Source organism: Streptomyces sp. NBC_01549 (assembly GCF_026339955.1).
Taxonomy (GTDB): Bacteria; Actinomycetota; Actinomycetes; order Streptomycetales; family Streptomycetaceae; genus Streptomyces.
On record NZ_JAPEPW010000002.1, the window covers coordinates 813,632 to 828,017 of the forward strand.

13 protein-coding genes and 1 pseudogene are annotated in these 14,386 nt (G+C 68.9%); 8 read left to right on the forward strand and 6 right to left on the reverse strand.

Annotated elements, in window-relative coordinates; translation table 11 throughout:
* Positions 1 to 13 precede the first annotated feature (13 nt).
* A pseudogene (locus OG819_RS38385) lies at positions 14 to 962 on the reverse strand (sigma-70 family RNA polymerase sigma factor).
* 142 nt (positions 963 to 1,104) lie between these two features.
* On the opposite strand from OG819_RS38385, the gene OG819_RS38390 reads away from it, so the two are divergent.
* Complete coding sequence (locus OG819_RS38390) at positions 1,105 to 1,677, forward strand: transposase family protein (protein ID WP_266653719.1); 573 nt, start codon at positions 1,105 to 1,107, stop codon at positions 1,675 to 1,677.
* 145 nt (positions 1,678 to 1,822) lie between these two features.
* Here OG819_RS38390 and OG819_RS38395 read toward each other — a convergent pair whose 3' ends face one another.
* Positions 1,823 to 2,551, reverse strand: coding sequence for an SDR family oxidoreductase (locus tag OG819_RS38395; RefSeq protein WP_266633017.1), 729 nt, complete (start codon positions 2,549 to 2,551; stop codon positions 1,823 to 1,825).
* Positions 2,552 to 2,702: 151 nt separating this feature from the next.
* On the opposite strand from OG819_RS38395, the gene OG819_RS38400 reads away from it, so the two are divergent.
* The 4 genes from OG819_RS38400 (at position 2,703) to OG819_RS38415 (ending at position 6,700) form a co-directional block, all read left to right on the forward strand.
* The gene (locus OG819_RS38400; RefSeq protein ID WP_266635061.1) at positions 2,703 to 3,179 is read left to right on the forward strand and encodes an Rrf2 family transcriptional regulator; all 477 of its coding nucleotides are present in this window, start codon (positions 2,703 to 2,705) and stop codon (positions 3,177 to 3,179) included.
* 88 nt (positions 3,180 to 3,267) lie between these two features.
* Positions 3,268 to 3,399: a hypothetical protein gene (locus OG819_RS38405; protein ID WP_266633015.1), complete on the forward strand. Its 132-nt coding sequence runs from the start codon at positions 3,268 to 3,270 to the stop codon at positions 3,397 to 3,399.
* A 183-nt stretch (positions 3,400 to 3,582) separates the two neighbouring features.
* On the forward strand, positions 3,583 to 4,176 hold the full coding sequence (locus OG819_RS38410) for a hypothetical protein (RefSeq protein ID WP_266653721.1): 594 nt from the start codon (positions 3,583 to 3,585) through the stop codon (positions 4,174 to 4,176).
* 1,360 nt (positions 4,177 to 5,536) lie between these two features.
* Positions 5,537 to 6,700 carry a glycoside hydrolase family 64 protein gene (locus tag OG819_RS38415; protein WP_266635059.1) on the forward strand — a complete coding sequence of 388 codons (1,164 nt, stop codon included), beginning with the start codon at positions 5,537 to 5,539 and terminating at the stop codon, positions 6,698 to 6,700.
* On the opposite strand, the gene OG819_RS38420 is transcribed toward OG819_RS38415, so the two are convergent.
* On the reverse strand, positions 6,693 to 7,376 hold the full coding sequence (locus tag OG819_RS38420) for a TetR/AcrR family transcriptional regulator (RefSeq protein WP_266653723.1): 684 nt from the start codon (positions 7,374 to 7,376) through the stop codon (positions 6,693 to 6,695). The genes OG819_RS38415 and OG819_RS38420 overlap by 8 nt on opposite strands.
* Positions 7,377 to 7,504: 128 nt before the next feature.
* Between OG819_RS38420 and OG819_RS38425 the strand changes: the two genes are divergently transcribed.
* Together OG819_RS38425 and OG819_RS38430 are read left to right on the forward strand one after the other, a co-directional pair.
* Positions 7,505 to 8,068 (forward strand): NAD(P)H-dependent oxidoreductase, encoded by a 564-nt coding sequence (locus OG819_RS38425; RefSeq protein ID WP_266633009.1) that lies wholly within the window; start codon positions 7,505 to 7,507, stop codon positions 8,066 to 8,068.
* A gap of 135 nt (positions 8,069 to 8,203) precedes the next feature.
* Positions 8,204 to 8,881 carry an AIM24 family protein gene (locus tag OG819_RS38430; protein ID WP_266425022.1) on the forward strand — a complete coding sequence of 226 codons (678 nt, stop codon included), beginning with the start codon at positions 8,204 to 8,206 and terminating at the stop codon, positions 8,879 to 8,881.
* Between the two features lie 197 nt (positions 8,882 to 9,078).
* Here OG819_RS38430 and OG819_RS38435 read toward each other — a convergent pair whose 3' ends face one another.
* The 3 genes from OG819_RS38435 to OG819_RS38445 all read right to left on the reverse strand — a co-directional run bounded on the left by OG819_RS38435 (position 9,079) and on the right by OG819_RS38445 (position 13,167).
* Entirely contained in the window at positions 9,079 to 10,854 is a 1,776-nt protein-coding gene (locus OG819_RS38435) for a M4 family metallopeptidase (protein ID WP_266653725.1), read from the reverse strand.
* Positions 10,855 to 11,056: 202 nt separating this feature from the next.
* Positions 11,057 to 12,112, reverse strand: coding sequence for a polyprenyl synthetase family protein (locus tag OG819_RS38440; protein WP_266653728.1), 1,056 nt, complete (start codon positions 12,110 to 12,112; stop codon positions 11,057 to 11,059).
* A complete protein-coding gene (locus OG819_RS38445; protein ID WP_266653730.1) occupies positions 12,109 to 13,167 on the reverse strand; it encodes a tetratricopeptide repeat protein in 1,059 nt (352 codons plus the stop codon). The genes OG819_RS38440 and OG819_RS38445 overlap by 4 nt, the downstream gene beginning before the upstream one ends.
* 291 nt (positions 13,168 to 13,458) lie before the next feature.
* Between OG819_RS38445 and OG819_RS38450 the strand changes: the two genes are divergently transcribed.
* On the forward strand, positions 13,459 to 14,352 hold the full coding sequence (locus OG819_RS38450; RefSeq protein ID WP_266635057.1) for an aminoglycoside phosphotransferase family protein: 894 nt from the start codon (positions 13,459 to 13,461) through the stop codon (positions 14,350 to 14,352).
* Positions 14,353 to 14,386: the final 34 nt, after the last annotated feature.

Sequence of the window (14,386 nt, forward strand, 5' to 3'; positions counted from 1 at the left end):
AATGACCGCCTCATCACACTACCGCAGTCACAGAACATCTGCCGGAGAGAGTTACTGGGAAGCGGGAGCGCGAATCAAGGAACGCGGCGATCTTGCTCGGGTTGAACACCCACATCAGCTGGTGGATACCTTCCTTGGAGGCGGCTATCGTCATGAACGTGGTGGGCTCGCTGTCGCGGTAGATCACCATGCCCGTACAGCCGTTGGCGTCGACCAACCTCGCATCCGCTCCCCACCAGAACCCCGGAGTGGCGGTCGCCAGGTTGGCCACGCGTGCACGGCCCAGGACGGGTATACGAGCGACGCCCCGAATACCGTTGCCGTCGGACAGACTGACGGCATCGGGGGTGAGGAGGGCTTCCAGTAAGTGAGGCCACATCCCCTGTTCGGGCTGCGGAGACGAAGGCAGTCAGAAGGCGTCGGTGCTCTGCCGTGTCCACGCTCTCCCGCTGCTCGGCCGACAGGTGCTTGCGAGCACGGCTTACGATCTTCCGCACGTTGACGAGGCTGAGTTGAAGGATTTCAGCGATCTCGGGATAGCCGTAGTCGAACGCTTCGCGCAGTACGTATGCGGCACGCTCAGTGGGACTCAACTTCTCCAGGACCAGCAGCAGAGCCAGCTCCAGAGCCTCCGCACGTTGCGCGCCCACCTCCGGGTCCGAGCTCGTGTCGATGGGCTCGGGCAGCCACGGTCCGACGTAGGTTTCCCGACGCACACGCGCGGACCGCGCAACGTTGATGGCCAAACGGGTCGCCGTACTCGAGAGGAAGGCCACCGGGCTGACCACCACGGAGCGGTCGGTCTTCTGCCAGCGCAACCACACTTCCTGGACCACGTCTTCAGCCTCGGCCACACTGCCCAGCACGCGGTAGGCGATTCCGAAGAGACGTGTCCGTTGCTGCACAAATACAGCAACAGCCTCTTCAAGGCTGCCTATCGTGGGGCACGGCTCGGGATCCATAATCCTGTCGTCTCCGTTCCTCCGGGCGCGGCACCAGTGGCGTGCCGACGCGGCTACCGCGCGGTTGTGGACAGCGCGACCAGCGGCCCCGGGAACGGGGTCCTGAAAGCCGATGTGCTGCCGGGTGTGAAGCGCCCTTGGCATGTTCGGATCTGCAAAAACCGCATGGGTGATAGTCGCTGACGTCATGAAAAACGCTGGAAGCCACGGCCGTTCCAACTGCACGTCACCGCATCCACGGCGACTGGAACTGCACTCTCCACCCCAGCTTTCCGCTGGAGGCGACACCGATCACCAGCACGCCAACGCGGCACATCAGCTCGCGTCACGTTCGCTGCAGGACCCGGAACTGACGGGCATGACTCGCCAACAGCTCTGCGCCCTCATCGACACGCTGACTCCCGCGCTGGAGGTGCAACGTGAGCACGTGCTCCGCATGCGTCGCGGTCACGAGCGCCTGTTAACCCCCAGTACAGGAGTCAAGTCCAAACTCGCCCCAGCCGACCGGATCCTGGTCACCGTGCTCCATCTGCGCAAGCTCGCCGCCATGGACCCCCTCGGCCAAATCTTCGGCGTCACCGCCATGACCATCAGCCGCGCGAACCAGGAAGTCCGCTCGCTCCTCGAAGCACACGGCCACCACATCAACACCTCCACCACCCGCTTCCGCACACCACCAGATATCTCGACGTTCCTCGCTTCCAAGCCCCCCTGAAGCAAGATCAAGAAATCATGTTGATGATCTGCACGCCCTAGGCGGCGTAGACCACCCCTGGCCGCCGTAGCGAGTTCCTGCCATCACCCACGACGGCCAGGGCTTGGCTCTCTGCGGTCTGCGCGCCTGAGAGGGCGCGAACGAGTCAGGAGAGCCAGTCGGCGTAGTGGGTGGGGGCGAGGTGGGCGTTCTTGTCGGTGAGGACGTCGCCCTTGACGACGGCGAACATGCCGGCGGTGGGGTCGGTGACGACGGTGCGGCTGTCGCCCTTGTGGGACAGGGTGATCCGGCCCAGCTCGTCCAGGGGGAAGATCTCGGGGCCGGCGATGTTGCGGATGCCGTTCAGCGGGGCGCCCACGGCGACCTCCGCCACCGCGCTGGCCACGTCCTTGGAGGCGATCGGCTGGATCGGCGTGGCGGGCAGCCGGACGGTGTCGCCGTCGGCGGTCCAGGACAGGACGGCGTCGATGAACTCCATGAACTGCGTCGCCCGGACGATCGAGTAGGGGATCGGCCCGGCCGCGAGGATGTTCTCCTGGAGCGCCTTGGCCCGGTAGTAGTCCAGCTCCGGCACCTGGTCCGTGCCGACGATCGAGAGGATGACGAAGTGGCCGGCGCCGCCCTTGTGGGCCGCGGCCAGAAGGTTGTCCATCGAGGTCTGGAAGAAGGCCGGGGAGGCTTCGTCGAAGGTCGGGGAGTTCGTCAGGTTGACGACGACGTCGGCTCCCGCCACCGCCTTGTCCAGTCCCTGGCCGCTGATGATGTCGACTCCGGTGGACTGCGAGTGCGGTACCGCCTCGTGCCCGGCGGCGTTCAGATCCTTGACGACCTGCGACCCGATCAGTCCGGTACCGCCGATGACTGCGAACTTCATGACATGCCTTTCGTCGGGACTATGTCCGAAATGCGACACATGGGCCCCACATGGGCGGGGTGTGCGCCAAACTCGGACACATTCTGTCCGAGAATATACATGGATACAAGTTGTCCGAGTTAAGCGGGCTGACTAAAGTGGTCGAGTGAAGATGTCCGGCGGAGTCGAGTGGGCTCTACATTGCTGTGTCGTGCTGACGTCGATCGAGGAGCCCGTCCCCGCGACCAAGCTGGCGGAACTGCACGATGTCTCGGCGAGCTATCTGGCCAAACAGCTGCAGGCGCTCTCCCGGGCCGGGCTCGTACGCTCGGTCCAGGGCAAGGCGGGCGGCTACGTACTCACCAGGGAACCTGCCTCGATCACGGTGCTCGATGTGGTCGAAGCGGTCGACGGCCCCGGCCAGGCGTTCACCTGCACGGAGATCCGCCAGCGGGGCCCGCTGGCCACTCCGGCCGAGTCGTGCACCGCACCTTGCCCGATCGCCCGCGCGATGGCCGGGGCGGACGCGGCCTGGCGAGAAGCGCTGCGCGCCGTCTCGATCACCGATCTCGTTCAGGACGTCGTCTCCGCCTCCGGCCCTCCCGCGATGGCCCGCATCGGCGCGTGGCTGACCACACCAGAAGGCTGAGGACCCGGCCGACGGGCCGCGCATCGCGTCTACGTCGCGAGCTCGGGTTCCTGCCGAGGGTGGCGCGAATCTGATCACGCTCGCCGCGTTGGCTGTCGAGCAGAACCGGCGGATCGTCCCGGCGGACACGGTCCTCCGCGCTGGTTGGGCCCTGAACAGCAGAGACAAGGGCACCACGGTGGGCTACCGGTACCGTCCGCAGTACTTCGCCGAGGTCTGAAAACCCGGAGAACCGTCGCGCATCTTCCCTGTCGTCTCCCGCGGCAACCACGGCAAGGCGAGCGACTCCCACAGCCAGCTCGCGGACGCTTCGATCTACATAGACGGTGTCCACATCGGCATCCCCGACGAGACACCCGGCCTGATCTTCAGCACACTACTGCCCCTCGATGAGTCGCTCACTGTGCACGCACTGAATGCCGACGGCACAGACGGATGGCTGTCCGGCACGGACACCTTCCCTCTCGGGAACCTGGACGAACGGCTCCGCGACGAGGCATGGCCCCCAGGCATCCACCCACCAGCCGACGACGGCAAGGCGACGCCCGTGGAACCCGGTGTTCACGTCACCCCTGAACTCTCCGGATGGTTCCAGCAAGTCCTCGCGCGCACCTCCGCCGCAGGGCTCACCGCCTTCGCCGGCGACGGAAACTCCACCGCCCCGTACCTCACCACGCGCCAGGGAAGCCGACGCTTCTCCGCCAGCATCACCCATGCAGCCACCGACAGCGTCCAGGACGCCGCGTACACACCGCTCGGCATCCCGTTCGTTGGCACCGACCATGTCTTCCGACTCAACGGAACACGCGTGGAGGCATTCTCCGGAGTCCACGCCGACCTCTTCACCCACCTGAGCCGCGGCCACCTGCAGCAATACCGCAGCGATGTCCACGCTCTGCGCACCAAGTGGCCTGCGGACACCTGGGACGAGGAGTGGAACGGCCCCGTGTCGATACACCAGGATGGCTCGGTCCTAGCCATGCACCTGTTGCCCTGACCACTCTTCGTGACCGTGGAAAGTCATCGAAGGAGCCTCCCCGCCATGCCTCATCGACCACTGGTGGGGAGGTCTCCTGGGGAGAATCTGGGGAGTGCGGGCGGCGCTGGGGAGAGCGTGGGGATAATCGACTGCGTAGCCGCACAGCAATCTGAAAGATCCAGAGGAGATGGATCAGACCAGGTCAGCGACGGTTTCAGCGACATCATCGCAGGTCAACGCCACCCGGTAGACAACTTCAAGAAGATCTCTTCGTCGCCCGAGCCTGCCCGTCAGCATGCGTCCACCGAACCCCGAAAGCCTTCGGTGAGCCCACTGGGCACCATCACGTGCCGAATAGCAGCCCGGCCAGTGCCGCGCACCGACACCTCTTCAGGGCGAGCGCCAGGGCAGCGAATCAAAACCGCAGCACGACAACAGCGATATCCCCCAGATTTTGCAGTAACAGTCCGCTCCCGGATACGCAGGCGCGCACTCCAGGCGCGGGACAGGCGGCTACCCTGCCGTCACTCACCCAACGACGATTGCCATTTCTCGACCCGAACTGCGGGCCGCCGAAGCTGTCGCCCCTCCGGGATGGCACCGAGAATCAGCTATCCCCAAATAACTGACACAGTTCCGTGTACCTCACGAGACCGGGCCCGCCTGAGGATCGGCGCAGGACAGCTGGACCAGGTCAGGTTCAGCGTGCACGCGGACACTGGCGGAGCTTCTGACTACTCGTCAGTAGAGTCAGCAAAAGGTCAGCAAGTGTCTGATCAGAGCTGGTCACCGACGCCGGCACGTGCACGTCATGCTCCGGTCCGAGCCGATCACCACGAGGAGCACCCCTCCCCTGGGCCGTTCCTGCCCAGGGACGCCCACCACGTCTCGCGGGTAGCCGCTCCAGGAACGCAACCGCGGGGCAACTCACCCGACCCCGCGACTTCACCCTCATCGGCGGGAGTTCGGAGCGGGCAGCGGAGCGCCGTCACAGCCCCCGTGCACTTCCCCGAAGCAAGTCCCCTCCATCCAGCCGTTCCAGCCGTCTCCGATGTCCTGCCGGGAGCCCCCGCCGCAGTTCACGACGAGGGCTGCTCAGCCATCGAACAGCAGGTCAGCGCGCTCCCACCGGCACCCATGACCGCTTTCGCCGGCTGCCCGTCGGATCCGCCGCGAACGTCACCATGTGACGACCCAGGCCCCAGTTGGACCAGACCAATCCTGTCCGGATCGTTGACACGTACGGCACCCGCCGCAATTCTGAGAGCGCTCTCAACGAGAACCGGACGGCTTCACTCCGCCGGAATCCGCCTCGTTGGAATCCCCCCACCCAAGGAGAGAGCGAGTGCCCAGAAGGCTCAAATGGCGTGCCCTGGCGGTGGCTGCGGCCACCGTCACCACGGCGCTTCTCACGTTCGGGGCCCCCTCCGACGCGAACGCGGCCGTCCCGACGACGATCCCACTGAAGTTCACGAACAACTCCGGCCGCAGCGAACCCGTTTACATCTACGACCTCGGAACGCTCCTCTCGACGGGCCAGCAGGGCTGGGCCGACGCGAACGGCACGTTCCACGCCTGGCCCGCCGGCGGCAATCCGCCGACGCCCGCGCCCGACGCGTCGATCACGGGACCGGCCAACGGCCAGTCGCTGACGATCCGGATGCCCAAGTTCTCCGGCCGGCTCTACTTCTCCTACGGCCAGAAGCTCGACTTCCGACTGACCACCGGCGGCCTGGTGCAGCCGGCCGTGCAGAATCCGAGCGACCCCAACCGCAACATCCTCTTCAACTGGTCCGAGTACACGCTCAACGACTCCGGACTGTGGATCAACAGCACCCAGGTCGACATGTTCTCGGCGCCGTACGCCGTCGGGGTCCAACTCGCCGACGGGACCACGAAGAACACCGGGCATCTCAAGTCGGGCGGCTACACCGGGTTCTTCAACGCCCTGCGCGGTCAGCCGGGCGGCTGGGCCAATCTGATCCAGACCCGGTCCGACGGCACCGTCCTGCGGGCGCTGGCTCCCGGCCACGGTATCGAGGCGGGTGCGCTGCCGAGCACCGTCATGGACGACTACGTCAACCGCGTGTGGCAGAAGTACGGTTCGTCGACGCTGACGGTGACGCCGTTCACCGACCAGCCGAACACGAAGTACTACGGGCGCGTCTCCGGTGACGTCATGAACTTCACCAACAGCGCCGGAGCGGTCGTCACCAGCTTCCAGAAGCCCGACTCGGACAGCATCTTCGGCTGCTACAAGCGGCTGGACGCCCCCAACGACCTGGTACGCGGACCCATTTCACGGACCCTGTGCGCGGGCTTCAACCGCTCGACGCTGCTCACCAACCCCAACCAGCCGGACACCAGCTCGGCGAACTTCTACCAGGACACGGTGACCAACCACTACGCCCGCAAGATCCACGCGCAGATGGCCGACGGCAAGGCCTACGCGTTCGCCTTCGACGACGTCGGCAACTACGAGTCCCTCGTCCACGACGGCAACCCCCAGCAGGCGTACGTCACGCTGGACCCGTTCAGCTGACGAATGTCGACGGGCCCTCGTCGGGCACCGGGCTGGTGGTCCGCTTCACGAGGTCGTGCCAGCCGCACTCCAGGCGTTCGAGTGGCATCCCGCACTGCCGCGTCAGGTGGTGGATCAGGGCGGGTTCCAGGTAGCCCATGAGGGTCTGGGCGAGCAGAACGCTGTCCGCGCCGGGCACGACCTCGCGCAGGAGCATGGCGACGTGGGTGAAGCGGACGCGGTACGGGGCGTAGCTGAAGCGGCGGGAGGCGTCCGGCTCGGCGGCCATGTACAGGTCGAGCCGGTCGCGGGTCTCGTGCAGGACCCGGCAGCCGAAGGCGTGCAGACGGTCCACCGGTGACGCGCCCGGACCGAGGGGCGGCGGACCGCTCAAGAAGGCGGCCTGGAACTGCCGCTCGGTGTGGTCGAGCAGGGCCATCAGCAGGCCGGTGCGGTCGCCGAAGCGTCGGAAGACGGTCCCCTTGCCCACCGAGGCCGCGGCGGCGACGGCCTCCATCGTCACATTGGCGACGCCGTGCTCCTCCACCAGGCGGGTGGCGGCCTCCAGCAGCCGGGCGCGGTTGCGTGCGGCGTCGGCGCGGAGCTGCGGCCCGCCGGGCCCGGCGGTCAGCTCCAGCGGGACGGGTACTCCCGAGGGGTCCTGCCCTCTCGGGAAGGGCGGAAGTGCGGTGGACATGAACACAGCGTAACGGCACGCGGGGGCAACTGGACCCTGGTCCGCTTAGCTGCTACAACATTAAACAGACCATGAAGCGGACCTCGGTCCGCTTCATTGCCGCTATGTTTCATCCCCGGGAGTTCCCCATGTCCGTACGTATCCTCGCGCTCGTCGGCAGCCTTCGCGCCGGCTCCCACAACCGTCAGCTCGCGGAGGCGGCCGTCAAGCTCGCCCCCGAGGGCGCGGAGATCGAGCTGTTCGAGGGACTCGCCGAGGTCCCCTTCTACAACGAGGACCTGGACGTCGAGGGCAAGGTACCGGCCGCCGCCACCGCCCTCCGCGAGGCCGCGGGCCGTGCCGACGCCTTCCTGCTCTTCTCGCCGGAGTACAACGGCACGATCACGGCTGTCCTGAAGAACGCCATCGACTGGCTGTCGCGCCCCTACGGCGCCAGCGCCTTCACCGGCAAGTCCGCCGCCGTGGTCGGCACCGCGTTCGGTCAGTTCGGTGGCGTCTGGGCGCAGGACGAGGCCCGCAAGGCCCTGGGCATCGCGGGTGCCACCGTCCTCGAGGACGTCAAGCTCTCCGTTCCCGGCTCCGTGACCCGCTTCGCCGAGACCCACCCGGTCGACGACGCCGAGGTCGCCGCCCAGCTCACCGAGGTCGTCGCCCGCCTGCACAGCCAGGTCGCCACGCCCAGCGCCTCCTGACACCTTCCTCCCAGGGCCGGTCCGGTTCACCCGGACCGGCCCTCGCGCGTTCCCGGTGCCCGCCACCGCCCCACAACTGTCCCCGTCATGTCAGCGATCTTGGCGGAACCAAGCCCTCCGGGCCAAGATGCCCGCATGAAGGGTGATCTCTTTTCCAGTGACCACATGGTGCAGCCCGCCGTAGCGCCGGGCATGACCATCCAGAACGCCAAGTCGATCAAGTACGCCGTCAACGGCGACATGCTCGCGCGCCAGGGGGCGATGATCGCCTACCGGGGCAATCTGCAGTTCGAGCGCAAGGGCCAGGGCGTGGGTGGCATGCTCAAGCGGGCGGTCACCGGCGAGGGACTGCCCTTGATGACGGTGCGCGGGCAGGGCGAGGCCTGGTTCGCGCACGAGGCGCAGAACTGTTTCCTCATCGACATCGAGCCGGGTGACGTGTTCACCGTCAACGGGCGCAACGTCCTGTGCTTCGACTCCACGCTGGCGTACGAGATAAAGACCGTGAAGGGCGCGGGCATCACCGGCGGCGGCCTGTTCAACAGCGTCTTCACGGGCCACGGCAGACTCGGGCTGATCTGTGAGGGCAACCCGCTGGTCATCCCCGTCTCGCCGCAGCAGCCGGTGTACGTCGACACGGACGCGGTCGTCGGCTGGACCGCGCAGCTCCACACCTCACTGCACCGCTCCCAGTCGATCGGCTCGATGATCCGCGGCGGCTCGGGCGAGGCCGTGCAGCTGAAGCTGGAGGGCGACGGCGTGGTCGTCGTACGGCCGAGTGAGGCGACTCCGCAGAAGGCACAGCAGCACTGACGCCGGGGGAACGGCGAAAGGGCCCCGCCCGGCGGATGCTGTTGGCGAGTCCGCCGGGGACACCCGCCTCGGGAACCGTGAACACTTAAGCGGTTAAGTGTTCACGGTATCTGGCACCCACAAGGTCGGACCGACATCACCGAATGGACTCGCCAACAGCGCCCCGGCGGCGGGGCCCCTTCTTCTCGTGCTGTCCGTCAGCGCCCGGCGGCCGGGGTGTTGGCGGCGGTGACATTGACGGCGGCCCACGCCGTGTCCACCGTCCGGTACTCGATGCTGGTCGCCCCGTACATGTCGGCGGCGGCCTTGAGGGTCGCGGTCCGCGCGTCGTGGAAGTCGGTCGTCGAGACCATGTAGCGGGTCAGCGCGCGGTAGAAGATCGCGGTCGCCTTGGCGCGTCCGACGCCGGTCACCTGCGATCCGTCGTACGTCGGCGAGTCGTACTTCACGCCGCCGATCGTCTTGCGGCCACTGCCCTCGGCAAGCAGGTAGTACGCGTGCGAGGAGACCCCGGAGCCGGCGTGCACCTCGGTGTCGTAGGCCGCGGGCGACCAGTAGTCGATGGTGCCCTCCAGCTTGTCCAGGGAGGGGTGGTCGAGGCGGCGCAGGAACTTCTGGGCGAGGCCCAGCTTCTCGCCCATGAGGTAGTTGGGCGGGTTCTTCGGGTTGTTGGCGGAGAACTCGACGTTGGACCCGAAGATGTCGGCGAGGGACTCGTTGAGGGCGCCCGGCTCGCCGTACTGGTTGCCGTCCGCGTCCACCCGGGTGGGTTCGAGCGCGGCAGTCGCGTCGACGACGCCGTGGGTCAGCTCGTGGCCGGTGACGTCGAGGACGACCAGCGGCTTCTTGAACATGTCGCCGTCACCGTCACCGTAGAGCATGCAGCCGCACGTCGAGTCCCAGAAGGCGTTGCCGACCTTGCGGCCGAAGTGCACCATCGCGCGGGCGCCGGTGCTGTTGTTCTTGATGCCCTTGCGGCCCAAGGTCTTCTTGTAGAAGTCCAGCGTCTGGGTGATGCCGTACTGGGCGTCGACCGCGGCGGTGGTCCGGTTGGCGGTGGTGCCGGTGCCCCACTTGTTGGTGGTGCTGGTGAACTTCGTGCCGCCCGAGAAGGCTTCCAGTTCCCTGCCCTTGGCGTCCCGGGTCTCGGTGTTCCACCGGGTGGGGTCCTTGAGGAGGAAGCTGGTGCGCGCGGTCCGGGTGGTGGTGAGCGTCACCTTGCCGGCGAAGAGAGAGGTGCCGCTGCCGGTGGCCTTGACCGGGTAGCGGGCGGCCGTCGTCGCACCGAACAGGCTGGACGACTGGGTGGCCACGCCCGTCACCGGGCTCGCCGTCTCGCCCTTCTCGCGCAGCGTCTTCTCCAGGTGCGGCGAGATGAACTCGTCGCTGTCGGGGGTGTTGCTGCGGATCCGGCCGCTCCGCGCGTCCACGACGACCGTGCGGGAGCCGCCGGCCTCGGTGGTGTCGCTGTCCGTCACCTGCACCTGGTAGGCGAGAGCGGCGGCTCCGTCACGGGCGTCGACGACGAGTTCGGCGCTGCCCGCATCGCCCTGGGCGACCGTGGCGGCCTTCTGCTCAGCCTGTTCGGGCGTCAGCTTCGCCTCGGTCGTGGCCGGTTTGACGACGTGGTCGGCGGCCCGGGTCACCCCCAGGTAGGCGGACCGCTTGCCGAGGTGGACGACCAGGTCGCCGCCGAGCACCGGGAGCCCCTGGTGGCTGCGGACGAAGCGGACGTGCTGCTTGCCGTCCGGGTCCGTCATGACGTCCGTGGCCCGCAGGGTGTCACCCGGGCCGACACCGGTGGCCGAGGCGTGGGCGAACGCGGCGGCCCGGGCGGCCTCCACCGGCGAGGAGGCCGAAGTCGCGGCGCGGGCGGGCGAGTCGGGCGAGGCGAAGGCGGGGCCCATCGGAAGCGTGGCCGCCGTCGTCACCGCGACGGCGATCGCCACGCGGCGTATGTGGGGTCTGCGCACTGAGTTCCTTGGAACGGGGGCGGCCGTGGTCGCCGACCGCCCTGAGGCACAGCGCTGTTGGACGCCGTGGGGGCCCTCGGGCCCTCCCGACAGATGCGACGAGAGGCGCGGTGGTTGCCTGACGAGGTCCACCGACCCGCACATGTGACCGAGGTCGCAGCGCCTCCGGCCCGGAGCGGGCGGAGCCGGAGGCGAGCGGCTGTCAGATCGTGCGGTGCGCGAGGGAGGAGAGGAGAGTGCGCAGGTCCGCGGCGGGACGTGGAGCCAGGGAAGCGCCCGCCAGCAGGGTGTCCGCCGCGGTGAGATGCCGACCCGCCGCACGCAGGGCCGTCGAGCGGCCACCGGCCCGCTCGACGAGGGTCGCCGCCCGGCCTACGGCGCTGCCTTCCAGGACCGCGGTGGAGGTGAGGAGTTCGGCGAGTGCGGAGCGGCCCGGCGCGGCGAGGGCGGCGAGCACCGGGAGGGTCTTCTTCCCCTGCCGCAGATCACCCTGCACCGGTTTCCCGGTGGCAGCCGGATCGCCCCAGATGCCCAGCAGGTCGTCGGCGATCTGGAAGGCCACCCCGAGATGCCGTCCGGCGCGGTCCAGGGCGGCGGTCGTCTCCCTCGGCGCGTCCGCCAGTTCGGCCCCGAGGGCCAGCGCGCAGCCGAGCAGGGCACCGGTCTTGTGCTCCGCCATCGCCTCGTACTCCCCCGCACTCACCGCGTCCGGGCCGGTCCACGGGCGGTGGGCGAACAGCAGGTCGTCGGCCTGACCACGGACCAGGTCGCGCGAGGCTCTCGTCAACCGCCCGACAGCCGCCGCGGCGTGGGGACTCGCGGGCTCCACCGTGAGGGTCTCGACCGCCAGGGCGAAGAGCGCGTCACCGGCGAGAACGGCCGGGCCGGTGCCGTACGCCTTCCACACGGCGGGGCGGCCGCGGCGCAGTGCGTCGCCGTCCATGATGTCGTCGTGCAGGAGGGAGAAGGTGTGGAGCAGCTCCACCGCCACCGCGCCCGGCACGCCCGCCTCGGCGGAGCCTCCGGCCGCCTCGGCCCCCAGTAGGGCGAGTGCCTGTCGTACGCCCTTGCCCTGGCGGTGGGTCGCGGGGGCGCCGCCGACCTCGCAGCGGCCCAGCGCGTAACCGGCCATCTCCGCCACCCAGGGGTGCAGCCCGTCGATCGCCCCCGCGAGGGCCGGGGCGACCAGTTCGCGGCAGCGCGCCAGGATCTCCGGGGCGGCGGGCGGTGCCTGCAGGACCGTACGGGGAAAGGTCATCGGGAGGCCTCCGCGTCCGTGTCGTTCGCCGGGGTGAGGCCGAGTTCGGTCCGGGCCCGTTCGACCATCTCCCGGGCGTGCCGCAGTCCGATTCCCTCCAAAGCCCGTGCCAGTTCGGCGAGTTCGGCGGCGGTCTCGGCGCCGTCGCGGCCGAGCCGAGCCAGGGACTTGACCAGCCCGAGCCGGGACAGTGCCCGGCCGCGCGGCTCGCTCATCGCCTCGAACTCGGCCAGTGCCTGCGCGTAGACGTCCCGGGCCCCCGCGTAACGCCCGGCTCGGTAGAGGACGTTGCCGCGCATCTTGTGGTTGTAGGCGAGCGCCCCGGACAGGTTCATCGCACGACAGGACACCTCCGCCTCGCTCAGCAGTGCCAGCGCGCGGTCCGGGTCCCCGTCGCGTACGGAGACGATGTCCGCAAGGCCGCGCAGGGCCCAGGCGTGGCCGCGCCGGTCCTCGGCGCGCGCGGCGATCTCGGCCGCTTCCTCGAACATGGCGTACGCGGTGTCGTAGGCGCCGGTGTTGCGGTGTATCTGTGCGATGCCCTCCAGGGCCCACACGGTGTGGCGGGCCTCGCCCCGCTTGCGGGCCTCGGCCAGCAGTTGTTCGTGCAGGGCGGTCACGGCGGCGTAGTCGCCCTGGATGCGGCCGGTCTCCGCCAGGCCCGCCAGGGAGTAGCCGCGTACGACGACGTCCCCGGCCTGCTTGCCGAGTTCGGCGGCCAGTCGCAGCAGCCGCCAGGCCAGCGGGAACGCCCCGCGCTGGCGGGCCAGGGTGCCGCCGCTCCACAGCGCCCACGCCATGGCGCCGGTGTCCCCGGCCTCGCGGGCGGTGCGGTAGCTCGCCTTCCACGCCCGGTCGGCGTCGGCCACCTGCCCGAGCCTGCGGTGCGCCTCGGCGACCGCCAGTCCCGAGCGGGCCGCCTCGGCGCGGGCGCCCACGCGTTCGGCCGCGCGCAGCTGCTCGGTACCCGCCGCCAGGACATCGGTCAGCGAGGAGTTCACGGACAGGGTGGTCAAAGCGCCCTGGTACTCCGGGGCGAAGGCCTTGCCGTACATGGATCCCTTTCGATCGGCTGGCTGTCACGGATCGGCGATGTCCGGCGACTCGGCTGTACGCCTCACGTATACACAACATCTATACACGGAGCGTATAGTGCGCTGGATTTCCACTCGGGAATCCATGCCCACTGCGGTCGTCACGCCGCCCACCCGTTGCTGATCAAGACGGCGACGGCACGCACCAGGTTGCCTGCCGCGAAAAAGAAGCGCGAACCGCCTTCGTCACAGGCATAGTTGGGCCCCGTGTCAGACAGAGAACCAGAAGCGCGAACGATCCCCGAAGGCCCGATGCGTCCCGGCGAGTTCCCTATCGACGACTCGCTCGTGCGACGACTGCTGGCCGCGCAGTTCCCCCGATGGGCCGAACTGCCCCTGAAGCGCTTCCCGTCGGCGGGTACCGTCAATGCCCTCTACCGGCTCGGCGACGACCTGGCCGTACGCCTCCCCCGGATCGAAGGGGGCGCCGAGGACGTGGGCAAGGAGGCGCACTGGGTGCCGCGGCTCGCTCCGCTGCTCCCGGCCGCCGTTCCCGAGATCCTCGCCACCGGCACACCCGGCGAGGGCTACCCATGGCCCTGGATGGTGCAGCGCTGGCTCGACGGTGAACCCCCGTGCGCCGGCCGTCTCACCGACCCGCTCTCCCTGGCCGCCGACCTCGGCGCCTTCGTCGCCGCACTGCGCCGGGTCCGGCTGCCCGACGGGCCGACCGCCTACCGGGGCGTGCCCCTGTCGACCGTCGACGCCATGACACGAGCCGCGCTCGACGAGTTGCGCGGCACGATCGACACGGCGGCCGCCACGGCCGCCTGGGAGACGGCGCTCGCCGCGCCCGCGTGGACCGGACCGCCTATGTGGGTCCACTCCGACCTGATGCCCGGCAATCTGCTCACCCGCGGGGGCCGACTCGACGCCGTGCTGGACTTCGGCACCGTCGGCATCGGCGACCCGGCCTGCGACCTCATCCCGGCCTGGAACCTCCTCCCCGCCGAGGCCCGGGACACCTTCCGGCAGGCGGCGGGCGCCGACGACGCCGGCTGGGCGCGGGGGCGCGGCTGGGCTCTGTCCATGGCGCTCATCCAGCTCCCGTTCTACCGCGTCACCAATCCGGTGATCGCCGCCAACGCCGAGCACGTCATCCACGCGGTCCTCACGGAAGCCGACACGGCCGCCGCCGGAATCTGAGGCCGCAATGGAACGTATATTCGAATACGGAGTA